At 72.4% G+C, this 25,582-nt stretch carries 28 protein-coding genes; 11 read left to right on the forward strand and 17 right to left on the reverse strand.

Annotated elements, in window-relative coordinates:
* Positions 1–109: 109 nt before the first annotated feature.
* Positions 110–1,003 carry an NYN domain-containing protein gene (locus DJ476_RS10415; protein WP_070205075.1) on the reverse strand — a complete coding sequence of 298 codons (894 nt, stop codon included), beginning with the start codon at positions 1,001–1,003 and terminating at the stop codon, positions 110–112.
* Positions 1,004–1,089: 86 nt separating this feature from the next.
* Between DJ476_RS10415 and DJ476_RS34865 the strand changes: the two genes are divergently transcribed.
* The gene (locus DJ476_RS34865; RefSeq protein WP_164837764.1) at positions 1,090–1,242 is read left to right on the forward strand and encodes a hypothetical protein; all 153 of its coding nucleotides are present in this window, start codon (positions 1,090–1,092) and stop codon (positions 1,240–1,242) included.
* An 80-nt stretch (positions 1,243–1,322) separates the two neighbouring features.
* On the opposite strand, the gene DJ476_RS10420 is transcribed toward DJ476_RS34865, so the two are convergent.
* The 4 genes from DJ476_RS10420 to DJ476_RS10435 form a co-directional block, all read right to left on the reverse strand.
* Positions 1,323–1,928 (reverse strand): MarC family protein, encoded by a 606-nt coding sequence (locus tag DJ476_RS10420; protein ID WP_029395441.1) that lies wholly within the window; start codon positions 1,926–1,928, stop codon positions 1,323–1,325.
* Between the two features lie 140 nt (positions 1,929–2,068).
* The gene (locus tag DJ476_RS10425; RefSeq protein WP_103421855.1) at positions 2,069–2,935 is read right to left on the reverse strand and encodes a PHP domain-containing protein; all 867 of its coding nucleotides are present in this window, start codon (positions 2,933–2,935) and stop codon (positions 2,069–2,071) included.
* 99 nt (positions 2,936–3,034) lie between these two features.
* Positions 3,035–3,712, reverse strand: a complete 678-nt coding sequence (locus DJ476_RS10430) for a DUF6758 family protein (protein ID WP_079167717.1) — start codon at positions 3,710–3,712, stop codon at positions 3,035–3,037.
* A 104-nt stretch (positions 3,713–3,816) separates the two neighbouring features.
* Complete coding sequence (locus DJ476_RS10435; protein WP_103421856.1) at positions 3,817–4,401, reverse strand: suppressor of fused domain protein; 585 nt, start codon at positions 4,399–4,401, stop codon at positions 3,817–3,819.
* Between the two features lie 460 nt (positions 4,402–4,861).
* On the opposite strand from DJ476_RS10435, the gene DJ476_RS10440 reads away from it, so the two are divergent.
* Positions 4,862–5,989, forward strand: a complete 1,128-nt coding sequence (locus tag DJ476_RS10440) for a magnesium and cobalt transport protein CorA (protein ID WP_103421857.1) — start codon at positions 4,862–4,864, stop codon at positions 5,987–5,989.
* A 38-nt stretch (positions 5,990–6,027) separates the two neighbouring features.
* Entirely contained in the window at positions 6,028–6,549 is a 522-nt protein-coding gene (locus DJ476_RS10445; RefSeq protein WP_112490366.1) for a hypothetical protein, read from the forward strand.
* Between the two features lie 18 nt (positions 6,550–6,567).
* Here DJ476_RS10445 and DJ476_RS10450 read toward each other — a convergent pair whose 3' ends face one another.
* A complete protein-coding gene (locus DJ476_RS10450) occupies positions 6,568–7,329 on the reverse strand; it encodes a hypothetical protein (protein ID WP_112490367.1) in 762 nt (253 codons plus the stop codon).
* Positions 7,330–7,547: 218 nt separating this feature from the next.
* On the opposite strand from DJ476_RS10450, the gene DJ476_RS10455 reads away from it, so the two are divergent.
* Genes DJ476_RS10455 through DJ476_RS10465 form a run of 3 tightly spaced genes read left to right on the forward strand, consistent with a single transcriptional unit; the run spans position 7,548 to position 10,549 of the window.
* Positions 7,548–8,822, forward strand: coding sequence for a magnesium transporter MgtE N-terminal domain-containing protein (locus DJ476_RS10455; protein ID WP_028416242.1), 1,275 nt, complete (start codon positions 7,548–7,550; stop codon positions 8,820–8,822).
* Entirely contained in the window at positions 8,812–9,390 is a 579-nt protein-coding gene (locus DJ476_RS10460) for a DUF1003 domain-containing protein (protein WP_103421860.1), read from the forward strand. Before DJ476_RS10455 ends, DJ476_RS10460 begins: the two co-directional genes overlap by 11 nt.
* Positions 9,391–9,415: 25 nt before the next feature.
* Positions 9,416–10,549: an Mrp/NBP35 family ATP-binding protein gene (locus tag DJ476_RS10465; protein ID WP_053559505.1), complete on the forward strand. Its 1,134-nt coding sequence runs from the start codon at positions 9,416–9,418 to the stop codon at positions 10,547–10,549.
* 77 nt (positions 10,550–10,626) lie between these two features.
* Here the strand turns inward: DJ476_RS10465 and DJ476_RS10470 are convergent, their stop codons facing one another.
* From DJ476_RS10470 to sigE, 5 genes are all read right to left on the reverse strand, one after another.
* Positions 10,627–11,292, reverse strand: a complete 666-nt coding sequence (locus DJ476_RS10470; protein WP_103421861.1) for a hypothetical protein — start codon at positions 11,290–11,292, stop codon at positions 10,627–10,629.
* 126 nt (positions 11,293–11,418) lie between these two features.
* Positions 11,419–11,916 carry a sec-independent translocase gene (locus DJ476_RS10475; RefSeq protein WP_103421862.1) on the reverse strand — a complete coding sequence of 166 codons (498 nt, stop codon included), beginning with the start codon at positions 11,914–11,916 and terminating at the stop codon, positions 11,419–11,421.
* Positions 11,917–12,040: 124 nt separating this feature from the next.
* Complete coding sequence (locus DJ476_RS10480; protein WP_112490368.1) at positions 12,041–13,786, reverse strand: trypsin-like peptidase domain-containing protein; 1,746 nt, start codon at positions 13,784–13,786, stop codon at positions 12,041–12,043.
* Positions 13,787–13,940: 154 nt separating this feature from the next.
* Positions 13,941–15,005, reverse strand: a complete 1,065-nt coding sequence (locus DJ476_RS10485) for an anti-sigma factor family protein (RefSeq protein WP_103416477.1) — start codon at positions 15,003–15,005, stop codon at positions 13,941–13,943.
* Positions 15,002–15,763 (reverse strand): RNA polymerase sigma factor SigE, encoded by a 762-nt coding sequence (gene sigE, locus DJ476_RS10490; RefSeq protein ID WP_175512372.1) that lies wholly within the window; start codon positions 15,761–15,763, stop codon positions 15,002–15,004. The genes DJ476_RS10485 and sigE overlap by 4 nt, the downstream gene beginning before the upstream one ends.
* Positions 15,764–15,940: 177 nt before the next feature.
* On the opposite strand from sigE, the gene DJ476_RS10495 reads away from it, so the two are divergent.
* The gene (locus tag DJ476_RS10495) at positions 15,941–16,606 is read left to right on the forward strand and encodes an O-methyltransferase (protein WP_018489182.1); all 666 of its coding nucleotides are present in this window, start codon (positions 15,941–15,943) and stop codon (positions 16,604–16,606) included.
* Between the two features lie 118 nt (positions 16,607–16,724).
* Here DJ476_RS10495 and DJ476_RS10500 read toward each other — a convergent pair whose 3' ends face one another.
* Positions 16,725–16,892, reverse strand: a complete 168-nt coding sequence (locus DJ476_RS10500) for a DUF3117 domain-containing protein (protein ID WP_003966491.1) — start codon at positions 16,890–16,892, stop codon at positions 16,725–16,727.
* A 317-nt stretch (positions 16,893–17,209) separates the two neighbouring features.
* On the opposite strand from DJ476_RS10500, the gene chcB reads away from it, so the two are divergent.
* The gene (chcB, locus tag DJ476_RS10505; protein ID WP_112490369.1) at positions 17,210–18,022 is read left to right on the forward strand and encodes a 2-cyclohexenylcarbonyl CoA isomerase; all 813 of its coding nucleotides are present in this window, start codon (positions 17,210–17,212) and stop codon (positions 18,020–18,022) included.
* A 52-nt stretch (positions 18,023–18,074) separates the two neighbouring features.
* Here the strand turns inward: chcB and DJ476_RS10510 are convergent, their stop codons facing one another.
* Together DJ476_RS10510 and DJ476_RS10515 are read right to left on the reverse strand one after the other, a co-directional pair.
* Complete coding sequence (locus DJ476_RS10510) at positions 18,075–18,674, reverse strand: DNA-3-methyladenine glycosylase I (protein ID WP_070205086.1); 600 nt, start codon at positions 18,672–18,674, stop codon at positions 18,075–18,077.
* Positions 18,671–19,087: a cell division protein DivIVA gene (locus DJ476_RS10515; protein ID WP_244210475.1), complete on the reverse strand. Its 417-nt coding sequence runs from the start codon at positions 19,085–19,087 to the stop codon at positions 18,671–18,673. The genes DJ476_RS10510 and DJ476_RS10515 overlap by 4 nt, the downstream gene beginning before the upstream one ends.
* A gap of 148 nt (positions 19,088–19,235) precedes the next feature.
* Between DJ476_RS10515 and folP the strand changes: the two genes are divergently transcribed.
* A complete protein-coding gene (gene folP / locus DJ476_RS10520; protein WP_103416480.1) occupies positions 19,236–20,108 on the forward strand; it encodes a dihydropteroate synthase in 873 nt (290 codons plus the stop codon).
* Positions 20,109–20,312: 204 nt separating this feature from the next.
* On the opposite strand, the gene DJ476_RS10525 is transcribed toward folP, so the two are convergent.
* Together DJ476_RS10525 and dapE are read right to left on the reverse strand one after the other, a co-directional pair.
* Positions 20,313–21,098: an LOG family protein gene (locus DJ476_RS10525; RefSeq protein ID WP_103416481.1), complete on the reverse strand. Its 786-nt coding sequence runs from the start codon at positions 21,096–21,098 to the stop codon at positions 20,313–20,315.
* 120 nt (positions 21,099–21,218) lie between these two features.
* A complete protein-coding gene (dapE, locus tag DJ476_RS10530; protein ID WP_112490370.1) occupies positions 21,219–22,298 on the reverse strand; it encodes a succinyl-diaminopimelate desuccinylase in 1,080 nt (359 codons plus the stop codon).
* A gap of 230 nt (positions 22,299–22,528) precedes the next feature.
* On the opposite strand from dapE, the gene DJ476_RS10535 reads away from it, so the two are divergent.
* Both DJ476_RS10535 and DJ476_RS10540 read left to right on the forward strand, forming a co-directional pair.
* A complete protein-coding gene (locus tag DJ476_RS10535; RefSeq protein WP_103416483.1) occupies positions 22,529–23,461 on the forward strand; it encodes a hypothetical protein in 933 nt (310 codons plus the stop codon).
* A 296-nt stretch (positions 23,462–23,757) separates the two neighbouring features.
* Positions 23,758–24,213, forward strand: coding sequence for a hypothetical protein (locus DJ476_RS10540; protein ID WP_053559512.1), 456 nt, complete (start codon positions 23,758–23,760; stop codon positions 24,211–24,213).
* Between the two features lie 127 nt (positions 24,214–24,340).
* Here the strand turns inward: DJ476_RS10540 and dapC are convergent, their stop codons facing one another.
* Positions 24,341–25,435 carry a succinyldiaminopimelate transaminase gene (dapC, locus tag DJ476_RS10545; protein ID WP_070205090.1) on the reverse strand — a complete coding sequence of 365 codons (1,095 nt, stop codon included), beginning with the start codon at positions 25,433–25,435 and terminating at the stop codon, positions 24,341–24,343.
* Positions 25,436–25,582 lie beyond the last annotated feature (147 nt).

A 25,582-nucleotide genomic window follows, 5' to 3' on the forward strand; every position in this document is an offset into this window, starting at 1 on the left:
ACCCGGAGGCCCTCACCCATTTCAAGAACCCAGCACGCGTGTCACCAACGTCCCGGGACAACACATCTAGGGCGTGTCCGGCGGATCAGGACCGGACACACCCTAAGGGTCAGAACTGCGCCTGCAGGTGCTGCCAGAAGCCGTCGCGCAGGGCCCGGCGCAGGTGGGCGTGGCCGCGCAGGGAGTGCTGGAGGAGGCGTTCGGCCTCGACCAGCAGGTCCTGGTCGACGGAGCCCGGGAGGTAGGGGTGACCGGGCAGCAGGTCGACGAGGGATTCACGGCCGCGGGCGGCGAGCCAGGCGGTGGCGATCTGGGCGCCGACGAAGCGGACGTCCTCCCGTGAGGGGGCCGGGGTGTCGTCCTCGTACGTGGTGACCGGGCGCCGGGTGACGTACGGGCGGCAGAAGTCGAGGTCGAAGGTGCGCTGGCTGTCGACTTCCCAGAGCAGCGGTTCGGCCTGGTTACGGCCTTCGGCGGCCTCGATGCCCCAGAGGTGGACGCGGGCACCGTACCCCTGGGCGGCCTCGACCGCCGAGACCAGGTCCTCGTCGCCGCCGATGAGGGCCGCATCGCTGATGGCGCGGTGCCGGGCGAGCGATTCGAGGTCGGTGCGGATGAGGGAGTCGACGCCCTTCTGCTGGTTGTTGGCGTTGAGGTTGCCGAGCCGCACCTTGACGTCCGGCAGTTCCGCGATGGCCTGCTGCTCGGTGGTGTGGATGCGGCGTCTGGCCCCGTCGTACCAGTAGACGCGCAGCAGCCTGCTGTCCGCGAAGATCGTGCGGGCCCGGTCGATGAAGGCCTCGATCAGCCCCTCCGCATCCAGGTCGAAGGAGCGGCGGTCCTCGGTGCCGGTGACGAGCAGCCCGGCCGCGGCGTACACATACCCCGCGTCCACGAAGATGGCGTGGGTGGAGGGGGTCTTGGCGACCTCCATGAGCATGCGCTGGAGCAGTTCGTTGGTGCGGTCCAGACGCTCCGCGATATCCGCCGGGTACTTAGACATCCAAAAAATTTCCTTAGCGTAGGGAATGTTTGTACCAGGCAAGCCGTTGCCACATGCAAGGAACCGACGAGACGAAGGGAAGCCCTGTGCGCTTCGAGATCATGCGACTCGACGACGTCGACGGTACCGCCGTGGACAGCACCGTCGTGGACGCCGCCTCCGTCGACCGGATCGTGCGGCAGGCCGCGGCCACGGGTCAGCGCGTCTACATCCGGCCGGCCGGAAGCGCGGCTTCGTAACGCCCCACGCACCACCGAAGGCAGAGCAGCGCCCCCGCACGGAAGGCCGCGCGGGGGCGCTGTGGTGTGCGGGGACGGCCTCAGGAGGTCTGGATGACCTGGGTGACACCGTTGATGATCTGCTGTACGGCGATGGCCGAGAGCATCATCCCGGCGAGCCGGGTCACCAGGACCACCCCGCCGTCCTTGATGATCCGGATGATCACCAGCGAGTAGCGCATCGCCAGCCAGAGCACCACGTGCATGGCCACGATCGCGGACCAGACGGAGAGCTGGCCGCCGAACCCGTCGGCGTGCTGCACGGCCAGGATGACCGAGACGATCGCACCGGGACCGGCCAGCAGCGGCATGCCCAGCGGTACGAGCGCCACGTTGACGTCCTTGGTCTGCGTCGGCTGCTCCGTCTTGCCGGTCAGCAGGTCCAGCGCGATGAGCAGCAGCAGAAGTCCGCCCGCGATCATCAGGGCGGGTACGGAGACATGCAGATAGTCCAGGATCTGCTGGCCCAGCAGACCGAAGACGGCGATCACGCCGAAGGCGACCGCCACCGCCTGGAGCGCCATCCTGCGCTGCACCTTGGCGGGGCGGCCCGCGGTGAGGGCCAGGAAGATCGGAGTGACTCCGGGCGGATCCATAATCACAAAAAGGGTGAGAAAAAGGGATCCGAAGACAGCGACGTCGAACACAGTGAGCCTTGCGAGAGATGAGCGGGTGGTACGGAGGTGCGCGGGCCTGTCCGGTCCGCCGTCGGCGCACGACGGCGGAGGGGAAGGGCGCGCGGGAGTGGAACGTGGTGCGGTACGGGAAGGGGCGGGCCCGTGGGGCCCTAGCGGCGGCCTGCTCCGCCCGCGCCCGGCACCGGGAAGGCTCCCGTGGCGCGCCGGGTGATCTCGCCGTAGATCTCCGGGTCGGTGGTGTACTCACCGAGCCGGACGGTCTTTCGGCTGCCGTGGTAGTCGCTGGAGCCGGTGGTCAGGAGCCCCAGCTCCCGGGCGAGACCGCGCAGCCGGGCCCGGGTGGGCTCGTCGTGGTCCATGTGGTCGACCTCGATGCCGTCGAGGCCCGCAGCGGCGAGCGCGGCCAGCTCGGCCTCGGGGACCACTTCACCGCGCTTGGCGGCCGCCGGGTGGGCGAAGACGGTGACACCGCCCGCCGCCTTGACCAGCCGGATCGCCTCGAAGGGGTCCAGCTCGTGCTTCTCGGCGTAGGCCCGGCCGCCGTTGCCCAGCCACTCGGGCGTGAAGGCGTCGGAGACCGTGTCCACGACGCCCAGCTCGACGAGAGCGGCGGCCACGTGCGGGCGGCCGACCGAGCCGTCCCCGGCGATCCGGGCGACCTGCTCCCAGGTGATGGGCACGTCGAGGGCGCGGAGCTTGCGGACCATCTCCTGGGCGCGGGGCACCCGGTCGTCGCGGACCAGCTCGCGTTCGCGCTCCAGCTCGGGGTCGGCGGGGTCGAAGAGATACGCCAGCATGTGCAGGCCCACCCCGTTGAGCCGACAGGACAGCTCGGCGCCGGTGACCAGGGTGAGCCCCTCGGGCAGCGCGTCGATGGCCTGCTGGTGGCCGCCGACGGTGTCGTGGTCGGTGAGCGCGACGACGTCCAGCCCCGCGGCGGCGGCGTTGGCGACCAGCTCGGCGGGGGTGTCCGTACCGTCCGAAGCGGTGGAGTGGGTGTGCAGGTCGATGCGCACGACGGCTGACTCCAGGGCTCGCGGGCGGACGGGGGACCGCTCAAGGATAACCGCCGCACGTCAGGCCCCCGGCCGCGTACGCCCCGGCCCCCGTGTGACCTACCGCTCCCCGTTCCCCTGCCGGGGCGGGGACTCCGGCGCGGCCAGGAGGCGCGGGGTCAGCGCGCCGCAGGGGACGAGGTCGACCTCTCCCCCGGCATCCCGCAGGTCCGTCAGCACCAGCTCGTCGTAGAGCAGCAGCCCCGACTGCTCGGGCCACAGGATCGCCCAGAGCCAGAGGCCGCGCGCCTCGCCCGCGAAGACCGCCCGGTCCTCGGGGGCGTTCCGGACGTGCCAGAGCGGGGTGGGGCGGCCGGCGGCGTGGACCTTGGCGTCGGGGGCCCCGTCGACGTTCAGCAGGTTGCCGGGGTCGGGGCCGTCGATCCCCGCGTACCGGGCACCGAGCCCGACCCCCAGCTCCTCGGCGACGAGCAGCATCTCGCCCATGCCCCCCAGCGGTCCGGGGCCCGAGCAGGCGACGACGGTCGCGCGGCCGCCGCTGCGGTCGTCACCCGCGCTCGCCACCCCGGTGAACAGCCAGCCCACGGGGAGCGGCCACGGCATCCAGACGGGCACCTGCGAGCGGTGCACCACCACGCCGAGTGCCTCGACGCTCGGCGGGACGACCGGCTGCATCGGGTGCACCTGGCCGTGCGCGGAGCACTGCCAGGCGTCGGCGAAGAGACCGGGCGCCCTGACCCGGCCACCGCACTTCGGGCAACTGGGTTCGCCCCTCATAGAGCCCCACGGTCCTCCCCGCCGGTCGCCGCGTCAAGGACGATCACCCTTCCGCAGCGTGGCTGCCGTCCCGGGAGAGCGGCCGCCGCTCCTCCGTACGCCGGTCAGTCCAGCGGTACTGAGGTACGGAGCGGATCACGCAGGTCCGTTCCGTGCGTGAGCCACCGTTCCTGGAGCTCCTGCGCCCCGCGCACCCGCTTCCAGGCGGCCTCGTTGGGGGTCATCGGCAGCAGCGGCAGGAAGCGGACCGGGTCCATCGGCTCGTCCAGCTCCAGGTCCTCCACCAGCCCCCCGGACTCCGCCACCAGCACCGAGGTGAACGGGGCGCCGGGCCAGAGCGGATCCCCCAGGTCCAGCGAGGCGCCCGGGGCCACGACCAGCCCCTCCACCTGCGGGGAGGCGGCCAGCACGGCGAGGGGGCGCAGCACCTGGTCGGTGGCGGCGAGCCCGGCCCGTACGGAGAGGACCAACTCGGCGCGCGGGCCCTTCACCGGGTCGGCCAGCGGCGAGGTGGGGTCGGCCATGGGCTGCCCGGACATGCCGAGCGTGGCGTAGCGCACCACGTCGCCGTCGAGGAAGCGGAGCACCTCGATACGGTCCGTGCCGAGGAACGTCACATCGGCGCGGGCGTCCGGCTCCCCGAGGGCCGAGCGGAGCCGGGCTTCGACCAGAGCGAGAATTTCTGCCATCCGGCGAGCATAGAGTGCGCGCACAGTGGGCAAAGTAAGGGATTCGCCCGGGACGGCTGATAGCCTGGCCGCCGGTCGGGACAGCACGCAGAAGCGTCGCTCCCTCAGTCCCGACGACACGTCGTCCCCCACGGGGGACCGGCCGGAGGAGGTGGGGACTGCTATGGATCCAAGTCGACCGTGCAGTACCGATCACCCTTCCGCGCATCGCCTTTCCCGCTGAACCCTCTGTTCAGTCATCCGTTGAACTGACGCTCCGTCGGGCTTTCCCGGCGCCCCGTTCTCAGCGGTCGCTTCGTTCGCCGCGCGGAAGACACTTCCGTATCTCTTTCTCTGCCTGTCTGTTGCGAACGCCGTCATCGCGCCCGCGCGGTGGAGCCCGCTTTGCGGACGTGAGCGCACGTCCCCATTCCGGGCTGTTCCACGCCCTCGCCGACGGCCCTCCGTGAAGGAGCCAGCCATGTCGATGATCCGTGACCTGCGCGCCGCCGTGCGCCCGTCCCTGCGTCCGTCCTTCCGCAAGAACACCACCCCCTACAGCGCCTACGACACCACTCGCGACCCCTCCGCCTCCACGGCCGTCGTCGACTGCGCGGTCTACCGCGACGGCCGCCGCCTGGAGGGGCCCACGACCCCGACCCCGCACGAGGCGATGCTCGAGGTGCGGGAGAAGGGCGGCTTCGCCTGGATCGGGCTGCACGAGCCGACGGAGGAGGAATTCGCTGGCATCGCCCGGGAGTTCGGGCTCCACCCGCTCGCCGTGGAGGACGCCGTCCACGCCCACCAGCGGCCCAAGCTGGAGCGGTACGACGACACGCTGTTCACCGTCTTCAAGACCATCCACTACGTGGAGCACGCCGAACTGACCGCGACCAGCGAGGTCGTGGAGACCGGTGAGGTGATGTGCTTCACCGGCCGGGACTTCGTCATCACCGTCCGGCACGGCGGCCAGGGCTCCCTGCGCGGCCTGCGCCACCGTCTCCAGGAGGACCCGGAGCTGCTGGCCAAGGGCCCCTCCGCCGTGCTGCACGCGGTGGCCGACCATGTCGTCGACGGGTACATCGCGGTGGCGGAGGCGGTGCAGGACGACATCGACGAGGTGGAGATCGATGTCTTCTCCACCCCGGCCAAGGGCGGCCGGCGCGGTTCGGACGCGGGGCGGATCTACCAGCTCAAGCGGGAGGTGCTGGAGTTCAAGCGGGCCGTGTCGCCGCTGCTGCGGCCGATGCAGCTGCTGAGCGAGCGGCCGATGCGGCTGATCGACCCGGACATCCAGAAGTACTTCCGGGACGTGGCCGACCACCTCGCCCGGGTCCAGGAGGAGGTCATCGGCTTCGACGAGCTGCTGAACTCGATCCTCCAGGCCAATCTGGCGCAGGCGACCGTCGCCCAGAACGAGGACATGCGCAAGATCACCTCCTGGGCGGCGATCATCGCCGTGCCCACGGCGATCTGCGGGGTCTACGGCATGAACTTCGACTACATGCCGGAGCTGGAGTGGAAGTACGGCTACCCGCTGGTGCTCGGGCTCATCGGCGCGGTCTGCTTCTCCATCCACCGCATCCTGAAGCGCAACGGCTGGCTGTGACCACCGGGGGACGGACGGAAGGGCCTAAGCTCCCGGCCATGACTGATGCTGCCGACGCGCTGCTGGAGAAGGCCCTCGTCGAGGAGGCCACCAAGAAGTCCGGCCTCGTCTGGGTGCGCTCCACCGGGCCCGCCCGGGCCGTCTGGCACGTCTGGCACGAGGGCGCGGCCCACCTCGTCGGGGACGGCCCCGGCGAGCAGCCGCTGCCCGCCGGGCTCACCGACGGGGGCAGCGCCGAGGTGACCGTACGCAGCAAGGACAAGGGCGGCCGGATCGTCGCCTGGACCGCGGACGTACGGGTGCTGGCGCCGCACTCCGAGGAGTGGGAGGCGGCCGTGGCCGAGCTGAAGGGCAAGCGGCTGAACGCGCCGGACGCCGAGGTGATGACGGAGCGGTGGGCCAAGGAGTGCACGGTGGTGCGCCTCACGCCCGAGTCGGTCGACACCGCGCTGCCGGACACCTCGCTGGCCGCCGCCCCGCTGCCGACCGGGGCCACCACCCGGCGGCCCGTACCGGCCGCGCTCCCCCGGCTGCTGCTGAAGCGGCGCCGGAAGGGCTGACGCCTGCGGAGGTGTGCGTCAGCCGGAGGACTTGGGGAGCTGGCCGCCGTAGTCCACGGTGTCGTCGTCCTTCGGGGCCTCCAGGGGGAAGGGGCGCCCCCAGTCGGCCAGGGTGACGGTGCCCCCGCCGCCGCCGCGCGCCACCCGTACCGGGTACGGCTTGCCCTCCAGGGAGACGTCGAGCGCCCCGCCCTCGCCCTTGCCGCCCAGGAGCTGGATGGTGCGGTGGCCGGTGACGGTGTCCCTGGCCCCCTTGTTCAGGGTGCCGTGCAGCGTCAGCAGGCCGTCCAGCAGGACCTTCTTGTCGGTGAAGCCGCGCAGCTGGCCGTAGCTGGGGTCGCCCTCGGGGACCTTGACGTACTTGCCGCCCAGCTTCTCGGCGGCCTCCTGGTCGGAGCGGCTCGCCTTGCCGCCCTCCTCGTGGATCCAGAAGTCGGCGTCGGCCTTGATGAAGAGCTCGTCCTCGACGCGCAGCAGGACGAAGCTCCGCTTCTTGGAGGAGACCGATCCCGTGCCGCCCTTGTCGCTGAGCTTCATGTTCAGCACATAGGTGCCGCCCTTGGTGACCAGGGTGCCCGCCAGCCGTACGCCGTCCGCGCTGTCGGCCGCCGCTCTGGCCTTCGTGTCGATCTGCTCCGCCGGGAGTCTGCCGATCCCGTTGGTCCCCTTGTCCGGGTCCTCGCCCGCGCAGGCGGTGAGAGCCGCGACGAGCCCACCGCAGAGAACGACGGCGAGCGCGGTCCGGCGATGATTCCGGACGGCCGGGGCAAAAGAGGTCACGGGCGTACTGCCTCTCAACGGCGATCGGGGGCAGAGCGCAGCGTACCCGGGCTCCGGGCACCGTCCGGCAGCCAGTCGTACGGACGGGTCCGCCGGGGCGCTCCACGACGGCAGCGGCTAGCCTGATCATGGCGTACGGCTTGCGCGTACGGCGGAACGCACCGGTCCGCAACCGTGCCGGCCGGACCGGCACGACGCGAGCGACAAGGAGGCGGAGCATGGCGGCAGGGGCCCCCAGGGTCTTCGTCTCGCACCTCGCGGGGGTGCCCGTGTTCGACCCGAACGGGGACCAGGTCGGCCGGGTCCGCGACCTGGTGGCGATGTTGCGTGTCGGACCGCGGCCGCCGCGCATCCTGGGGCTGGTAGTGGAGGTGATCAGCCGGCGGCGGATCTTCCTGCCGATGACCCGGGTGACGGGCGTGGAGTCGGGCCAGGTCATCACCACCGGCGTGGTCAACATGCGCCGCTTCGAGCAGCGGCCCACCGAACGGCTCGTCCTCGGCGAGTTCCTCGACCGCCGGGTGCGGCTGGTGGAGACCGAGGAGGAGGTCACCGTCCTGGACGTGGCGATCCAGCAGTTGCCCGCCCGCCGGGACTGGGAGATCGACAAGTACTTCGTCCGCAAGGGGCGCGGCGGGGCGCTGCGCCGCAAGGGCGAGACGCTGACGGTGGAGTGGTCTGCGGTGAGCGGCTTCTCGCTGGAGGAGCACGGGCAGGGCGCGGAGAACCTGGTCGCCACGTTCGAGCGGCTGCGTCCGGCCGATGTGGCCAACGCCCTGCACCACCTCTCCCCCAAGCGCCGAGTGGAGGTGGCCGCCGCGCTCGACGACGACCGGCTGGCCGACGTCCTGGAGGAGCTGCCCGAGGACGACCAGGTGGAGATCCTGGGCAAGCTCAAGGAGGAGCGGGCCGCCGACGTCCTGGAGGCGATGGACCCGGACGACGCGGCCGACCTGCTCTCGGAGCTGCCCGAGGAGGACAAGGAGCGGCTGCTCACCCTGATGCGGCCGGACGACGCCGCCGACGTACGGCGTCTGATGTCGTACGAGGAGCGGACGGCGGGCGGTCTGATGACGACCGAGCCGATCGTGCTGCGGCCGGACGCCACCGTGGCCGACGCGCTCGCCCGGGTCCGGCAGCAGGACCTGTCCCCGGCGCTCGCCGCCCAGGTGTACGTGTGCCGCTCCCCCGACGAGACGCCGACCGGGAAGTACCTGGGCACCGTGCACTTCCAGCGGCTGCTGCGCGATCCGCCGTTCACCCTGGTCAGCTCAATCGTCGACAGCGATCTGGTGCCGCTGCCCCCGGACACCCCGCTGCCGACCGTGACCAGCTATCTGGCCGCGTACAACCTGGTCTCGGCGCCCGTGGTGGACGAGAGCGGCTCCCTGCTGGGCGCGGTGACGGTGGACGACGTGCTGGACCACCTGCTGCCCGAGGACTGGCGCGAGACCGACTTCCACGGTGAGGGGGGCATCCGCCATGGCCGGTGAGGAGCGGTCGAAGGCCGCGTCGACGGGCGCGTCGGGGCTGATGCGGCCGCCGCGCACCCGGCTCGACCAGCCGAAGGCGCCGGGGCTGAAGCTGCTGCCGGAGTACGACCCGGAGGCGTTCGGCCGGTTCTCGGAGCGGATCGCGCGGTTCCTGGGGACCGGACGGTTCATCGTCTGGATGACGCTGATCATCATCGTCTGGGTGGCGTGGAACGTCTGGGCGCCGAAGGAGCTGCGCTGGGACGAGTACCCGTTCATCTTCCTGACCCTGATGCTCTCGCTCCAGGCGTCGTACGCGGCCCCGCTGATCCTGCTGGCCCAGAACCGGCAGGACGACCGCGACCGGGTCACCCACGAGCAGGACCGCAAGCAGAACGAGCGGTCCATCGCCGACACCGAGTACCTCAGCCGGGAGATCGCGGCGCTGCGGATGGGCCTGGGCGAGGTGGCCACCCGGGACTGGATCCGCTCGGAGCTGCAGGACATGGTGCGGGACATGGAGGAGCGCCGGATCGTGCGCACGTCCGAGAGTGACGAAGGCGACCGCAGAGGTCCTACCCGCCCGTAGGGCCCGGCGCCGTAACATCGTCGGTATGGCTACGGAAGACGCGGTGCTTGAGGCACTGGCGACAGTGAACGACCCGGAGATCCACCGCCCGATCACCGAGCTGGGCATGGTGAAATCGGTCGAGATCGATCCTGACGGTGCAGTCGCTGTCACGGTGTATCTCACGGTCTCCGGCTGCCCGATGCGCGACACGATCACCAGGAACGTGGAAGAGGCCGTCTCCCGGGTGGAGGGCGTCTCCCGGGTCTCGGTCACCCTCGACGTGATGAGCGACGAGCAGCGCAAGGACCTGGCCAGCTCGCTGCGCGGCGGCACGGCCGAGCGCGAGGTGCCCTTCGCCAAGCCCGGCTCGCTGACCCGGGTGTACGCGGTCGCCTCCGGCAAGGGCGGCGTCGGCAAGTCCTCGGTGACGGTCAACCTGGCGGCGGCGATGGCGGCCGACGGGCTGAAGGTCGGTGTCGTGGACGCGGACATCTACGGGCACAGCGTGCCCCGGATGCTCGGCGCGGACGGCAAGCCCACCCAGGTCGAGAACATGATCATGCCGCCGTCCTCGCACGGCGTGAAGGTCATCTCCATCGGCATGTTCACCCCGGGCAACGCGCCCGTGGTGTGGCGCGGCCCGATGCTCCACCGGGCGCTCCAGCAGTTCCTGGCCGATGTGTACTGGGGCGACCTGGACGTCCTGCTGCTGGACCTGCCACCGGGCACCGGTGACATCGCGATCTCCGTGGCGCAGCTCGTGCCGAACGCGGAGATCCTGGTGGTCACGACCCCGCAGCAGGCGGCGGCCGAGGTGGCGGAGCGGGCCGGTTCCATCGCCGTACAGACCCACCAGAAGATCGTCGGCGTCGTGGAGAACATGTCGGGCATGCCGTGCCCGCACTGCGACGAGATGGTCGACGTCTTCGGCTCGGGCGGCGGCGCGCGGGTCGCGGAGGGGCTGACCCGGACGGTCGGCGCCGAGGTGCCGGTGCTGGGCGCGATCCCGATCGACGTACGGCTGCGCGAGGGCGGCGACGAGGGCAAGCCGGTGGTCCTGTCCGACCCGGACTCCCCGGCGGGCAGCGCGCTGCGGGCGATCGCGCGGAAGCTGGGCGGCCGCCAGCGCGGCCTGTCGGGCATGTCACTGGGGATCACCCCGCGCAACAAGTTCTGAGCCCTGCCGCTCCTGAGCGCCGTACGGGCCCGGTCTCCCCGGCCTGTACGGCGCTCACGTGTTTCCGGGCGCTGGCCCTACGCGTAGCTCTCGATGTCCTTGATGACCGAGAACCCCAGCCCGTACGCGCTCATCCCCCGCCCGTACGCCCCGATGTGCACGCCCTCGTGGGCCGACCCGGCGAGCACCCAGCCGAACTCGGACTCGCGGTAGTGGAACTCCACCGGGACCCCGTCCACCGGCAGGGAGAGCGTCGACCAGGGCGCGGAGCCGAGGTCGTCGGCGAGGGTGAACGCCGTCTCGGTCTGCTGGTCCAGCCAGTCGTCGCGCAGGGTGTGGTCCATCTGCGGCGGCCAGGTGTAGGCCAGCAGCCCCGAGCCGGCCAGCCAGGCCGCCGAGGAGACCGTGGTGGCGTCCAGGACGCCCGTACCGTCACCGCTGCGTCTGACGGGGCTCGCGGCGACCGTGATGACGGCCGCGAACCGTTCCTTCTCGGCGGCGGAGCCGTCCGTCTTCACCGACGGCTCGTCACCGTGTCCGGTGGAGCCGTGCTGCACGGTGCCGTCCGCCGCCGTGCCGACCTGCATCAGCCAGCGGGGGCCGGTGAAGGCGTCGTCCAGGCCGTACCAGGGGAACGGCGCCTCCAGATAGCCGTCGACGGTACGCCGCCGGGCCGCCGGTACCTCCTCCGCCGTGACCGTGCCAGGGGCACCGTCCGTATCCACCCGACTCGTCGTCTCCATCTGAGCGGCCGCCTCCTCGATCAGTCCTGATCCGGAGCGGCCCGCCCCCCGCGGGCGTGGGCGTCCTCGCAACCGGACAGATGGAGAATAGCCATACCGTCCGGGCGAGTCGGGATTGACCTGGCGTCAGGTGGCGTCCGCGTCGAACGGCGGACGCTCGGGCTGCGCCTGCTGCGGGGCCTTCTTCAGCAGGTCAGGGGTGGTGTCACTGGTCTTGGTGAGGCTGGGAGCGGTGGTGGTGGCCGGTGCGCCCGCTGCTCCGTCGGCCGCACTGTTGGCGGAATCCGGTGCCGGGGTGCGCCCGTTGACCGCGTCCGTGACGTCGGACAGCTCCTTGCGCAGATCGAAGCTCTCGCGGATCTCCTTCAGCCCCAAGTCGTCGTTGCCGTCCATGAGCTGCTTGCGAACGAACGTCTTGGGGTTGAGGTCCTCGAACTCGAAGTCCTTGAACTGCGGGCCCAGCTCCGTACGGATGTCTTCCTTGGCGCTGTCCGAGAACTCCCGGATCTTGCGGATGGTGCGCGTCAGGTCCTGGATGAGCTTGGGCAGCTTGTCGGGGCCGAAGACCAGCACGGCCAGGACACCGATGGTCAGCAGCTCCAGTGCGCCTATGTCATTGAACACCTAGCTGCTCCTCGTGTTCTCCGCGTGTTCTCCGCCTGAAACCGACATTCCCGGCAGGCTGGGGGTGCCCGGGCCGCTCAACGGTACCTGGCCGACCTGTCCGGGCGGTACCTCGCCATGGCGCTCACGTGCCGCTCGACGAGCCGAGCGTCAACGTGATGGTCAGCTCCTCGCCACCCCGGGTGAGCCGCAGCTCCAGCCGGTCGCCCGGCCGGTGGGCGCGGATCTTGACGATCAGCTCCTCCCCGCTGTGCACCCGCTGGCCCTGGACGGCGGTGATCACGTCGCCGGATCTGATGCCCGCCTTGGCGGCGGGGCCGTCCTTGGTGACCGCGGGGCCGTCGTCGGCGCCCTTCGTGCCGACCTTGGCGCCGTCGCCGGTGAACTTCATGTCCAGCGTGACGCCGATCACGGGGTGGGTCGCCCGGCCGGTGTTGATCAGCTCCTCGGCGACGCGCTTGCCCTGGTTGATCGGTATCGCGAAGCCGAGGCCGATGGAACCGGACTGGCCGCCGCGCTCGGGGCCCTTGCCGCTGTCGGCGGCGCGGATGGCGCTGTTGATGCCGATGACATGGGCCTGGGTGTCGACGAGCGGGCCGCCGGAGTTGCCCGGGTTGATCGGGGCGTCGGTCTGGAGGGCGTCGACATAGCTGATGTCGCTGCCGTCGCCCTTCTCGCCGCCCGCGGTGATGGGGCGCTGCTTGGCGCTGATGATGCCCGAGGTGACCGTGTTGGAGAGGTCGAAGGGGGCGCCGATGGCCACCACCGGGTCGCCCACCTGGACGTTGTCGGAGTTGCCGAGCGGCAGGGGCTTGAGGCCGGAGACCCCGCGGACCCTGACGACGGCGAGGTCGTAGCCGCTGTCCTTGCCGACCAGCTCGGCGGTGGCCGTCTCGCCGCTGCTGAACGTCACGGTGATGTCGCCGGTGGTCCCGGCCGGGGCGACGACGTGGTTGTTGGTGAGGATGTGGCCCCGGTTGTCGAGGACGAACCCGGTGCCGGTGCCGGACTCGGCGGTGCCGCTGACGTGCAGGGTGACCACGCTGGGCAGGGCGCTGGCGGCGATGCCCGCGACGCTCTCGGGGGCCCGGTCGGTGGTCGTGCGGCTCGCCTGGGGCAGCTCGACGGTGGTCAGGCCGCCGTTGCGCTCGATGTAGGCGCCGACCCCGCCGCCGATGCCGCTGGCGACCAGGGTGAGCAGCAGCACCCCGGCGAAGGCCCCACCCCGCCGGTTCTTCCGCCGCCCCGGCTCGGTCCCGGCGGGCGGCCCCAGCTGCGTCAACGGCTGCCCGGGCGCCGCCCAGGGGTCGTACTGCCCCCACTGCGCGGGCACGGGGGCGGGGGCGGGCTGTTGCTGTAGGGCGGTGGGGTGTTGCTGCGACTGCGGCTGTACGGGGGCGGGGTGAGGCTGTACGGGAGCGGGTCCGCCCTGTACGCCGGTGGGCGGCGGCACCGGGGAGGGGTGCTGCGGCGACGGGGCCGCTGCCTGCGGGGGCACGGGGGTGCCGTGGGCCGGGGTCGGCCGCTGCACCGGCGGCGCGGGGGCCCAGGGGCCGGGGTCCCCGTACGGCGGGGTGCTGTAGGCGTCGGGCTCGTGCAGCGGGGCCCCGGACGGGCGGGGCCGGTGCGACGCCTGGCCCGCGCCGGGCGGGGCGGCGTCGGCGGGTGCGGCCGGGTGGTCGGGGGCGGAGGCCGTCGGGTGGCTGGGATCTGCCCCCGAGCCCGGGGCGGCGGGGTCGCCCGCGCCGGGCGGGGCCGGGGGCGTGTCCTCGCCCAGGGCCCGGCTCTCCGGCTCGGCGCGGCCGGGCCGCCCCGTCGTGGGACGGCTCCACCACTTCGCCTGGGGCCCGGTGGGCTTCCCGTCGTCCATGCTCTCTCCGCAACTGGCCTCTGCACGCCCCACAGAGGCGTCCCTCCCCGGAATTCAACCAGGTTTGCGAATCTCCCCGCAGGGCCCCTTACGGGATCGGCCGGGGAACGGGTGCGGATCGGCCAGGGATCGGCCGGGGGACGGCCGATCCCGGTCAGCGGCGGGGTGGCAGCGGGCTCGCCAGGTCGTTGGCCGGGGCCGGACGGGTCTCCGGGGCCGAGGAGACCGGCGGGGCGCTCGCCTTCGCCGTCGATCCGCCGCCCAGCACCGCCGCGAGCAGCGGGGTGGAGCCACCGGTCGGACGTATGAGCGGGGGCACGGACACGTTCAGCACGGGGAACGTGAAGGGGTGCCCGCCCAGGGGGGAGGAGAGGAGCGGCGGGGCCGTCGTCTGCGCCCGTGGGAGCAGGGGCGGCTTCGCCGTTGGGGCGACGGACGCCGGGGGCGGGGTGAGCACGGGCGCGGGCCGGTGCGAGCCGGTCGACGAGATGTCGGCCGCCGACCGGTTGACGGCGAGGCGGTCGCCGCCGACCGACTGGCTGCCGCCGCGACGGCTCACGGCCTCGTTCGAGCCTCCGGCGCGGGTCTCCGCGCCGAGCGGGGTCACACTGCTACCGCTGCCCTCGGCGCGCAGGAGGGGATCCTGGGCGGAGTCCAGCGGCAGGGTGCCGCCGAGCGCGATGGCCGCCAGGGAGACGGCACCGGCCGCCGCGAAGGCGAAGCGCCGGCCGCGCCAGGGCGAACGCTCGGCGTCCCGGGCCATGTCGTGTATGCGGAAGGCGGAGCGGGAGCCACCGGGCAGGACGGCGGTGGAGCCGTGGGCGGCGGGGAGATACCCGAAGTCGGCCGGCGCGGAGGGGCGCACGGCGTCGCGGCGGGTGGAGCCGGAGGACCGCAGCGGGGGGAAGAACTCGTCGGCGAACGGACCGCCGGAGCCGAAGGGGCGGCCGGGGCCGGTGTCGTCGCCTCCAGGACCGCCGGGAAGGCCCTGGAGGCGGGCCAGGAACCCCTCGGAGGGCGAGGGTGCGGCGGACATGGCGAAGGCGCTCTTGAGGCGGCGCTGGGCGTCGGCCTCGACCTTGCACCGGGCGCAGGTCGCCAGATGGGCGAGGACCCGCTCACGGGCGTCATGATTCAGCTCGCCGTCGACCAGCGCGGCGAGCCGGTCCCCCAGATGCGCTTCCGCAGGGGTGGGACCGGTCGGACCTGTGCCACTCACGCCGTTCCGCCCTCCCCTGCCAGGACCGCGTCCGCCAGGGACCGCTGCTCGGCGCGGGCTTCGGGCGAACGGTGCTTGAGCGCCTTGCGCAGATGCGAACGGCCTCGGTGGATACGGCTGCGCACGGTGCCGAGCTTCACGCCGAGGGTGGCGGCGATCTCCTCGTAGCTGAGGCCCTCGATGTCGCAGAGGACGACCGCGGCCCGGAACTCGGGCGCGAGGGTGTCCAGCGCCTGCTGCACATCGGCGTCGAAGTGGGTGTCGTTGAAGACCTGCTGCGGGGACGGCTCCCGGCTGGGCAGCCGCTCGGCCGCGTCGTCACCGAGCGAGTCGAAGCGGATGCGCTGCTTCCGGCGGACCATGTCCAGGAAGAGATTGGTGGTGATGCGGTGCAGCCACCCCTCGAACGTGCCGGGGGTGTACGTCGACAGCGAGCGGAAGACACGGACGAAGACCTCCTGCGTGAGGTCCTCGGCGTCGTGCTGGTTCCCCGTCAGCCGGTAGGCAAGGCGGTACACGCGACCGCTGTGCGTGCTGACGATCTCTTCCCATGAGGGCGGGGTCCACGCCTGGGCATCCGCATCGGAGGCGAAGGTCGCGGTCGGTGCGGATACTTCGGAAGAACGGTCAGCAATGTTGGTCACGGATTTCGGCTCACCGGCCGACCTGAGAAGGCGCCGCAGCACCCCGCCCCGATCCACAGGCGCAGCCGCACCTCCCCTATCGGCTCTGGTGGTGTCCAGTGGAGCCCCTACCATAGCCACCTCGCCCGTTAGCTCCGGATAAGCCTTTTCCCTGCTGGGGCCGGGCGTCGCCCGGAACTTCACCGCAGCTCACCGGTCCGATCCGCGGGCCGGGACGCTGCGCTCTCCCCACTCCTTGCACAACGCCCGGTCCCATCTGCGGGTTCCCGGGTCCAGCGGATACAGTCACCGTTGCGCCAACTACGGGGACAGGAGAGGGTCATTACCGCCAACCGGCAGACGAGCTTCGTCCTCGCCGACTCCTTCGTCGCCGAGGACGAAGCTCTGCACCGGGCCCGGGAGCGGGCCCGTGAGCTGGGGATCCGCTCGGTGTCGCCCGGCACCGGCGCCGCGCTGCGCCTGCTGGCCGGTGCCTCGGACGCCAAGGCGGTGGCGGAGATCGGTACGGGCACGGGCGTGTCCGGCATCTATCTGCTGCACGGGATGCGGCCCGACGGCGTGCTGACCACGGTGGACCCGGAGCCCGAGCGCCAGCAGTTCGCCCGGGAGGCGTTCCGCGAGGCGGGCTTCGCCTCCAACCGGGCCCGTTTCATCCCCGGCCGGGCGCTGGACGTCCTGCCCCGGCTCGCGGACGGCGGTTACGACCTCGTCTTCTGCGACGGCGACCGGCTGGAGAGCCTCGACTGCCTCGCTGAATCGTTGCGCCTGCTGCGCCCCGGTGGCCTGGTCTGCTTCGAGGGCGTCTTCGCCGACGGCCGTACGGTCGACTCCGCCGCCCAGCCGGCCGAGGTGCTGCGGCTGCGGGAGCTGCTGCGTGCGGTCCGCGACAGCCAGGAGCTGATGCCGACGCTGCTGCCGGTGGGCGACGGGCTGCTCTGCGCGGTCCGGCGCGGCTGACCGCCGGACATCTTCCGCCGCGAAAATCTTCCGCCGCGAACGCACCCTGTGGTGAACGCACCGCTGCCCGGTACGGAGACCGTACCGGGCAGCGGTGGAAGGTGATGGGCGTTACGCGTCAGCCGACGACCTTCTTCAGTGCGTCGCCGAGGGCATCGGCCTCGTCCGGAGTCAGCTCGACAACAAGCCGACCGCCGCCTTCGAGCGGAACGCGCATGACGATGCCCCGCCCCTCCTTTGTCACCTCGAGCGGGCCGTCGCCCGTCCGCGGCTTCATGGCCGCCATGCTCGTTCCCCTTCCTGAAACCAGCTCATCGCAACCGGCGGCCCCATGACAGGCGCTGCCTCACCGGCATCGAACACATTGCTTCTTCACCATTATCCCGCATCAACGACCCCGATGACCAACATCGCTCTGCATCGCTTGCGCAACGCGCTCTCTCAAAACCACCCAATTCGGGGATCCGGCTGCGATACTTCGCCGCCCCGGGGCCCCGAGCGGGAGCCAATTGTTAGACGCAGGTCACATCTGCGGCCCGTCCCCCGTCGGCCATGCTTGCCTGCAGGGGCAACGATGCCCGAGCAGCGAGGGGATGGACCGCAATGGCCGACGAGCAGGCGAACACCGTGCTGTACGACGTGAGCGAGGGGCTCGCGACGATCACGCTCAACCGCCCGGACGCGATGAACGCGCTGAACACGGCGGCGAAGGTCGCGCTCCGGGACGCGCTCCTGGAGGCGTCGGCGGACCCCGCGGTACGGGCGGTGCTGCTCACGGCCACCGGGCGCGCCTTCTGTGTCGGGCAGGACCTCAAGGAGCACGTCGCCACGCTGGCGGCGACCCGCGAGGCGGGCGACGGGAACGCGCTGAGCACCGTGCGGGAGCACTACAACCCGATCGTGCGGGCCATCACGGAGATGCCGAAGCCGGTCGTCGCCGGGGTGAACGGGGTCGCGGCCGGGGCCGGGTTCGGTTTCGCCCTGGCGGCCGACTACCGGGTGGTCGCGGACACCGCCTCCTTCAACACCTCGTTCGCCGGGGTCGCGCTGACCGCCGACTCGGGCGTGTCCTGGACCCTGCCCCGGCTGATCGGGCAGACCCGCGCGGCGGACCTGCTGTTCTTCCCCCGGTCGATCTCCGCCCAGGACGCGCTGGAGCTGGGCCTCGTCAACCGCGTGGTCCCCGCCGCCGAGCTGGCCGACCGGGCGGCGGAGGTGGCCCGCACCCTGGCCGCCGGGCCCACGGTGGCGTACGCGGGGCTGAAGGCGTCCATGGCCTACGGCGCCGGGCACACGCTGGCCGAGGCGCTGGAGAAGGAGGACGACCTCCAGACCCGGGCGGGCGCGTCGCAGGACCACACCATCGCGGTGGAGGCGTTCCTGAAGAAGGAGAAGCCGGTCTACCTGGGGAAGTAGCCGCTCACCCGGCCGGGGAGCGGCCGGTCACCCCGGCCGGGGAGGCCGCTCCTCACCCGGCCGCCGCGCCGCCGCCCCGGGCCACACACTCCGCGAGGTGGTCGTCGACCAGGCCGCAGGCCTGCATCAGGGCGTAGGCGGTGGTGGGGCCGACGAAGCGGATCGAGCGCTTCTTCAGCTCCTTGGCGAGCGCGGTGGACTCCGGGGTGATGGCGGGGACGTCCCCGAGCCCGCGCGGGGCGGGGCGGCCGGCGGGGTCGGGGGCGTACGACCAGATCAGCTCGTCCAGCTCCCCGGCCCGCCAGCCGGCCAGCACCTTCGCGTTGGCGAGGGTGGCGTCGACCTTGGCCCTGTTGCGGATGATGCCCGGGTCGGCGAGGAGCCGCTCCCGGTCGGTGCCGGTGAACTTCGCGACCTCGGCGATCCGGAATCCGGCGAAGGCCGTACGGAAGGTCTCGCGGCGGCGCAGGATCGTCAGCCAGGACAGGCCGGACTGGAACGCCTCCAGGCAGAGCCGCTCGAACAGGGCGTCGTCCCCGTGGACCGGGCGGCCCCACTCGGTGTCGTGGTAGGCGAGGTAGTCGTCGGTGGCGAGGCCCCAGGGGCAGCGCAGCCGCCCGTCCGGGGCGGCCACGGCTCCGCCGTCGCTCATCGTCCGGCCTCCTCGCCGCGGTCCGCCGGTGCCGCGCCCCGGTCGCCCGGCTCGGCGGGCCGGTTTTCGCCCGGCTGCTTGAACAGATCGGTGCCCGTGCTCACCGCGGCCGCCTGCGCCCCGGCCAGGGCGGACTCCAGCTCCGCGATCCGGGCGTCCCGCTCGGCCAGCTCGGCGCCGAGCCGGGAGAGCGCCTCGTCCACATCCGCCATCCGGTAGCCCCGGGCGGCCATGGGCAGGCGCAGCGCCTCCACGTCCGCCCGGCCGACCGGGCGGCTCGCGGGCAGGGGGTCGGTGAACCGCTCGGGCTCCACATCCTGGAGCACGGCGCTCCCGCCACCGCCGACCACCGCGAGGGTGACCGCCGTGACGACCACGACCATCGTGAGCAGCAAGAACCAGAACACGCGCATCTCCCCGGGAGCAAGGACCTCGTCCGGCTCCGATCGTGCCATGCGGGACTGACAGATCGGGCCGACCACGGAAGGCCTTAGGGTCGCAGACGAGCCAACCGCGGGTCAGCGGCGGGCTGCCGCGGGCTAGCTGAGGAGGAAGAACGGGATGCGGAGCGGTGCACTCAGGCTGGGGCGGCGGGAGTTCGGACCGCACGAGCCGGTGATCATGGCGATCGTGAACCGGACCCCGGACTCCTTCTACGACCAGGGCGCCACGTTCCAAGACGAACCGGCGCTCGCCCGGGTCGAGCAGGCGGTGGCCGAGGGCGCCGCGATCATCGACATCGGCGGGGTGAAGGCCGGGCCCGGCGAGGAGGTGAGCGCCGAGGAGGAGGCGCGCCGCACGGTGGGGTTCGTGGCCGAGGTCCGCCGCCGCCACCCGGACGTGGTGATCAGCGTGGACACCTGGCGCCACGATGTGGGCGAGGCGGTCTGCGAGGCCGGGGCGGATGTGCTGAACGACGCGTGGGGCGGGGTCGACCCCAGGCTCGCGGAGGTGGCCGCGCGGTACGGGGCGGGGCTGGTCTGCACGCACGCGGGGGGCGCGGAGCCGCGCACCCGGCCGCACCGGATCACGTACGACGACGTCATGGCGGACATCCTGCGCGTGACGGTGGGCCTTGCGGAGCGGGCGGTCCGGCTCGGGGTGCGGCCGGACGGGATCATGATCGATCCCGGGCACGACTTCGGGAAGAACACCCGGCACTCCCTGGAGGCGACGCGCCGTCTGGAGGAGATGGCGGAGACGGGGTGGCCGGTGCTGGTCTCCCTGTCCAACAAGGACTTCGTGGGCGAGACGCTGGACCGGCCGGTGAAGGAGCGGGTGATCGGGACGCTGGCGACGACCGCGGTGTCGGCGTGGCTGGGGGCGCGGGTGTACCGGGTGCACGAGGTGGCGGAGACGCGGCAGGTGCTGGACATGGTGGCGTCGATCGCGGGGCACCGGGAGCCGGCGGTGGCGCGGAGGGGGCTGGCGTAGTTCCCTGCCGCCTGCCCGGCGGGCGGGGCCGGGGGCGCTGCCCCTGGGCCCCGCCCCTCAAGCGCCGGAGGGGCTGAGTCCGGCCGGACCGGCCTGCCCGGCCGGAAAGGATGTCCTCAAGCGCCGGACGGGCTTGATCGTGCCGGCCAGGCCGAAAAGGGTCCGGCCCCGGGCGAGCTTGATGTGGCCGGACGGCTGGAAGGCCTACCGTCCGACCTCCTTCGTCACCAGCGCCACCGCCTCCTCCACGTCGTCCGTCACGTGGAACAGCAGCAGGTCCTTGTCCGAGGCCTTGCCCTGGCCCACCACCGTGTCGCGGAGCCAGTCGACCAGGCCGCCCCAGTAGGCGGTACCGAAGAGGACGATCGGGAAGCGGGTGACCTTGCCGGTCTGGACGAGGGTGAGGGCCTCGAAGAGCTCGTCCAGGGTGCCGAGGCCGCCGGGCAGGACCACGAAGCCCTGCGCGTACTTCACGAACATCGTCTTGCGGACGAAGAAGTAGCGGAAGTTGACGCCGATGTCGACGTGCGGGTTCAGCCCGGACTCGAAGGGCAGCTCGATGCCGAGGCCGACCGAGACCCCCTTCGCCTCCCGGGCCCCCTTGTTGGCGGCCTCCATGGCGCCCGGACCGCCGCCCGTGATCACCGCGAAGCCCGCGTCGACCAGGGCCTTGCCGATCGCCACCCCGGCCTCGTACTCCGCCGATCCGGCCGGGGTGCGGGCCGAGCCGAAGACGCTGATCGCGCTCGGCAGCTCGGCCAGCGCGCCGAAGCCCTCGACGAACTCCGACTGGATGCGCATCACCCGCCACGGGTCGGTGTGCACCCACTCGGAGTCGCCCTCGGAGTCCAGCAGCCGCTGATCGGTCGTGCCGGGCTGGACCTGCTCCCTGCGGCGCAGTACCGGACCCAGCCACTGTTCCTCGGGCGCCACCGCGCCCTCGGGGACCTCCGCACCTTCGGGGATCCGTGCGTCCTCGGCGTTGCCCATGTTCCGCTCCCTCCACCGACCTGGGTCGTTCTGGGTCGGGCTGTGTCGTGCTGCGTCAGGCCAGCGTAGATCGGCGGAGGTTACGTACGGGGGAATGCCGTACGTCGGGCGGTCAGCCGGTCAGCTGCTCAGCCAGGCGCGGAGGCGGTCCTCGCAGTGGGTGATCTTCTCGACCACCACGTGTTCGTCGCGCTTGTGGGCGTACATCGGGTCGCCGGGGCCGTAGTTCACCGCGGGGATGCCGAGGCCGCCGAAGCGGGAGACGTCCGTCCAGCCGAACTTGGGCCGGGCGGTGCCGCCGACCGCCGCCATGAAGGCCTGGGCGGCGGGGTGGGAGAGGCCGGGCATGGCGGCGCCGGAGTGGTCGTCGATGACGATCTCGGCCACTCCGCAGTCCGCGAAGACCTCCCGGACGTGGGCGATGGCCTCCTCCTCGGTGCGGTCGGGGGCGTAGCGGTAGTTGACGACGACGGTGCAGGCGTCCGGGATGACGTTGGTGGCGACGCCGCCCTCGATGCCGACCGCGTTGAGCCCTTCGCGGTACTCCAGGCCGTCGATGACCGGGCGGCGGGGCTCGTACGCCGCCAGCGTGGCCAGGATCGGGGCGGCGGCGTGGATCGCGTTGGACCCCATCCAGCTGCGCGCCGAGTGTGCCCGCTCCCCCGTCGTACGGAGGTGGACGCGGAGCGTGCCCTGGCAGCCGCCCTCGACCTCGCCGTTCGAGGGCTCCAGGAGGACGGCGAAGTCTCCGGCGAGCCAGTCGGGGTGGGCGGTGGCGATGTGGCCGAGGCCGTTGAGGTGGGCGGCGACCTCTTCGTTGTCGTAGAAGATGAAGGTCAGGTCGCGGTTGGGCTCGGGGACCGTCGCGGCGATCCGGAGCTGGACGGCGACCCCGGCCTTCATGTCGGTGGTGCCGCAGCCCCAGAGGATGCCGTTCCCGTCGAGGCGGGAGGGGACGTTGTCGGCGATCGGCACGGTGTCGATGTGCCCGGCGAGGACGACGCGCTCGGCACGGCCGAGGTGCGTGCGGGCGACGACGTTGTTGCCGTGGCGGTCGACGGTCAGATGGGGCAGGCCGCGCAGCGCTGTCTCGATCGCGTCGGCGAGTGCCTTCTCCTCCCCGCTGACCGAGGGGAAGTCGACGAGCCGGGCGGTGAGCGCCGGGCCGTCCAGGGTCAGGTCAAGCGTGCTGTCGGACATGGTCCCGACCCTAGAGGACCGTGCGCCGGGCCCGGCCAGGGGCCCGGAGGGCCGGGGCGTCCGCCCTGGAAGGCCTAGGTGTCCGTACCGGAGGACCGGGGGTGTCCGCCCTGGAGGACCAAGGGAGTCAGCCCCGGAGGGCCAGGGGTGTCCACCCCGGAGGACCTGGGGTGTCCACCCCATAGGACTGGGGTATCGGCCCCGGCCGAACCCTCCAGTACGGTGGGGCCGTGTCCCGGACAGCCAGCCCCGCCCGCCGTCGCCGCAGCCGTCTTCTCCGCTACGCGGCCGCCTTCGCCGTGCTCGCCGCCCTGGGTGGTTATCTGGCCGTTCAGTACGACTCCTCCACCACCGAGTCCGCGCCGCGCTGCGTGGTCCGGGCCCCCGACGGGGACCACACGTACGAGATGAGCCTGCACCAGGCGGCGAACGCGGCGACGATCTCCGCCGTGGGCACCACGCGCGGGATGCCGGAGCGGGCGGTGACGATCGCCATCGCCACCGCGATCCAGGAGTCCACGCTCCGCAACATCGACTACGGGGACCGGGACTCGGTGGGCCTGTTCCAGCAGCGGCCCTCGCAGGGCTGGGGCACCGTGGAGCAGATCATGGACCCGGTCTACTCGGCCGGGGAGTTCTACGACCATCTCGCCGAGGTCCCCGGATACTCCCGGCTCCCGCTGACCGTGGCGGCGCAGCGCGTGCAGCGCAGCGGGTTCCCGCAGGCGTACGCGAAGCACGAGCCGGACGCCGCGCTGCTGGCCGCCGCGCTGACCGGGCGCGAGCCCGCCGCGCTGAACTGCACGCCGTCGAAGAAGACCGGCCAGGGCCCGGGCGACGCGGGGCAGGTGCGGGCCGAGCTGGTGCGCACCTTCGGCAAGGACGTCCTGCCCGCGACGAAGGCCGCCGGCCCCTCGGCCGCCGCCACCGTCTCGGTGCCCGTACCGGCGACGGCCGGAGCACAGGCCGGGGCGGAGGCGGACGGCGCACCGCGGCGCGGCTGGGAGCTGGCGCACTGGGCGGTGGCGCACTCCCAGGAGCTGCGGATCGAGCGCGTGAGCTACGCCGACCGGATCTGGGAGGCCGGTTCCGGCTGGCGGACGGAACGCTCGAAGGAGAAGGAACCGGGCACGGCGGCTGTCGCCATCCGGGTCGCCCAGTAGTTCGGACCATCGCCCGTTCGGACCCTTGGACCGAGCGCTCCACCCCTCCCCGGCCACCTCTCCGGCAGTTCATTCCCACCCCGTCGATTCCCTTGCCGCCCAAGGGAAGTGACGGTTCGTCGAACGACTTCGGAATGGATCGTTTGCCCGGGTTCCTCCACTGCGGATTATCGGACGCATTACTCACTCTTTACCTTCGGCCTCCGCAACTTTCCCTCCCCCACGACCGGTTGTCAGTGCGTCCGGCTCACCGGAACGAACCACATGAATCGTTGACTTCCCGTCGAAGGAGCACCATGTCCCTCCCCCTGACCCGTCGGATCGCTCGTACCGCGCTGCTGATCGCCGCGGGTGCGGCCCCCGTGGTCGGTGCGGCCGGCGCCGCGAGCGCCGCAGAGCTCCCCCGGACCCCGGACCTCGGCGGCCTGACCGCCCTCGACGGTGCCGGCCTCGGCAACACCGTGGACAGCGCCGCCCGCCAGGGCACCCAGGCCGCGAGCGAGACGGGCGGCCGCCTCGTGGGCACCGCCCTGCCGGCCGCGGGCGCCACCGTCGGCAAGACCGCCAGGGTGGCCGCCCCGGCCGTCCAGGAGACCGTCGGCCAGACCGCGGGCAGCGCGGGCGAGGCCCTCGGCGGCGTGACCGACGCCGCGTCCGGTGGCCTGCCGACCGACTCGCTCACCCAGGGCGGCCTGCCCACCGACGCCCTCACCAAGGGCGGCCTGCCGCTGGACGGGCTGCCGATCGGCTGATCCACGGCCACAGCCTCGGCCACGGCCGCGTACACACGTCACGTACGCGGGTACGCAGGTCATGTACGCAGGTACGCGGAGGGGCCCGGGGAGTGCGCACTCCCCGGGCCCCTCCGCGTACCGGTGGTCAGGACAGGCGCTTGACCGCCGCCGCCACCCGCTCGTCGGTCGCGGTGAACGCCACCCGGACGAAGCTCTCGCCCGCCGGTCCGTAGAAGTCGCCGGGCGCCACCAGGATGCCCAGCTGGGCGAGGTACGCCACGGTCTCCCAGCACGGCTCGTCGCGGGTCGCCCAGAGGTAGAGGCTCGCCTCGCTGTGCTCGATCCGGAAGCCGTGCGCCTCCAGGGCGGCGCGCAGGGCCAGGCGCCGGTCGGCGTACCGGGCCCGCTGCTCGGCCACGTGCGTGTCGTCCCCGAGGGCGGCGACGGTGGCCGCCTGGACGGGGGCGGGCGTCATCATCCCGCCGTGCTTGCGGATCAGCAGCAGCTCACCGAGGACCGCCGCGTCGCCCGCGATGAACGCGGCCCGGTAACCGGCCAGGTTGGAGCGCTTGGAGAGCGAGTGGACGGCGACGATCCCCTCGTAGTGGCCGCCGCAGACGTCCGGGTGGAGGACGGAGACCGGCTCGGCCTCCCAGCCCAGCTCCAGGTAGCACTCGTCGCTGAAGACCAGCACCCCGTGCTCGCGCGCCCAGGCGACGATCCGGACCAGCTCGTCCTTGGCCAGCACCCGGCCGGTGGGGTTGGAGGGCGAGTTGAGCCAGAGCAGCTTCAGCCCGGCCGGGTCCAACTCGGTGGGGTCGTCGTAGACGACGGGCTCGGCGCCGCAGAGCCGGGCGCCGACCTCGTACGTCGGGTAGGCGAGGCGCGGGTAGGCGACCCTGTCGCCCGGGCCGAGCCCGAGCTGCGTGGGCAGCCAGGCCACCAGCTCCTTGGAGCCGACGACCGGCAGCACGTTGGCGTGGGTCACGCCGGTCGCGCCGAGCCGCCGCTCCACCCAGCCGGTGAGCGCGTCGCGCAGGGCCTCGGTCCCCCACACCGTCGGATAGCCGGGGCTGTCGGCGGCGGCCACGAGCGCCTGCCGGATCACCTCGGGCACCGGGTCGACCGGCGTGCCGACGGAGAGGTCCACGATGCCGTCCGGGTGGGCCTGGGCCGTGGTCTTGTACGGCGTGAGCCTGTCCCAGGGGAAGACCGGGAGGCGGGAGGAGACTGCGGACACGGGGCGGCTCTGCTTTCTGGGGCTGTTCGGGGACCGGCGGCCGTACGGGGAACGGGCCTCACGGCCGTACGGGGACGCGCCCCGCGGTCGTACGGGGATACGCCGCGGTCCCGTACGGTGACGGGCCGTACGGGACCGGGCTGCGCT

Source organism: Streptomyces bacillaris, assembly GCF_003268675.1.
In the GTDB taxonomy this organism is placed as follows: Bacteria; Actinomycetota; Actinomycetes; order Streptomycetales; family Streptomycetaceae; genus Streptomyces; species Streptomyces bacillaris.

Bases quoted from the DNA above. Each gene is read 5' to 3' on its own strand.
- DJ476_RS10415 (WP_070205075.1), bottom strand. From the start codon at position 1,003: ATGTCTAAGTACCCGGCGGATATCGCGGAGCGTCTGGACCGCACCAAC.
- DJ476_RS10430 (WP_079167717.1), bottom strand. From the start codon at position 3,712: ATGAGGGGCGAACCCAGTTGCCCGAAGTGCGGTGGCCGGGTCAGGGCG.
- DJ476_RS10435 (WP_103421856.1), bottom strand. From the start codon at position 4,401: ATGGCAGAAATTCTCGCTCTGGTCGAAGCCCGGCTCCGCTCGGCCCTC.
- DJ476_RS10440 (WP_103421857.1), top strand. From the start codon at position 4,862: ATGTCGATGATCCGTGACCTGCGCGCCGCCGTGCGCCCGTCCCTGCGT.
- DJ476_RS10445 (WP_112490366.1), top strand. From the start codon at position 6,028: ATGACTGATGCTGCCGACGCGCTGCTGGAGAAGGCCCTCGTCGAGGAG.
- DJ476_RS10455 (WP_028416242.1), top strand. From the start codon at position 7,548: ATGGCGGCAGGGGCCCCCAGGGTCTTCGTCTCGCACCTCGCGGGGGTG.
- DJ476_RS10460 (WP_103421860.1), top strand. From the start codon at position 8,812: ATGGCCGGTGAGGAGCGGTCGAAGGCCGCGTCGACGGGCGCGTCGGGG.
- DJ476_RS10465 (WP_053559505.1), top strand. From the start codon at position 9,416: ATGGCTACGGAAGACGCGGTGCTTGAGGCACTGGCGACAGTGAACGAC.
- DJ476_RS10470 (WP_103421861.1), bottom strand. From the start codon at position 11,292: ATGGAGACGACGAGTCGGGTGGATACGGACGGTGCCCCTGGCACGGTC.
- DJ476_RS10480 (WP_112490368.1), bottom strand. From the start codon at position 13,786: ATGGACGACGGGAAGCCCACCGGGCCCCAGGCGAAGTGGTGGAGCCGT.
- sigE (WP_175512372.1), bottom strand. From the start codon at position 15,763: ATGGTAGGGGCTCCACTGGACACCACCAGAGCCGATAGGGGAGGTGCG.
- DJ476_RS10500 (WP_003966491.1), bottom strand. From the start codon at position 16,892: ATGGCGGCCATGAAGCCGCGGACGGGCGACGGCCCGCTCGAGGTGACA.
- chcB (WP_112490369.1), top strand. From the start codon at position 17,210: ATGGCCGACGAGCAGGCGAACACCGTGCTGTACGACGTGAGCGAGGGG.
- DJ476_RS10510 (WP_070205086.1), bottom strand. From the start codon at position 18,674: ATGAGCGACGGCGGAGCCGTGGCCGCCCCGGACGGGCGGCTGCGCTGC.
- DJ476_RS10515 (WP_244210475.1), bottom strand. From the start codon at position 19,087: ATGCGCGTGTTCTGGTTCTTGCTGCTCACGATGGTCGTGGTCGTCACG.
- folP (WP_103416480.1), top strand. From the start codon at position 19,236: ATGCGGAGCGGTGCACTCAGGCTGGGGCGGCGGGAGTTCGGACCGCAC.
- DJ476_RS10525 (WP_103416481.1), bottom strand. From the start codon at position 21,098: ATGGGCAACGCCGAGGACGCACGGATCCCCGAAGGTGCGGAGGTCCCC.
- dapE (WP_112490370.1), bottom strand. From the start codon at position 22,298: ATGTCCGACAGCACGCTTGACCTGACCCTGGACGGCCCGGCGCTCACC.
- DJ476_RS10540 (WP_053559512.1), top strand. From the start codon at position 23,758: ATGTCCCTCCCCCTGACCCGTCGGATCGCTCGTACCGCGCTGCTGATC.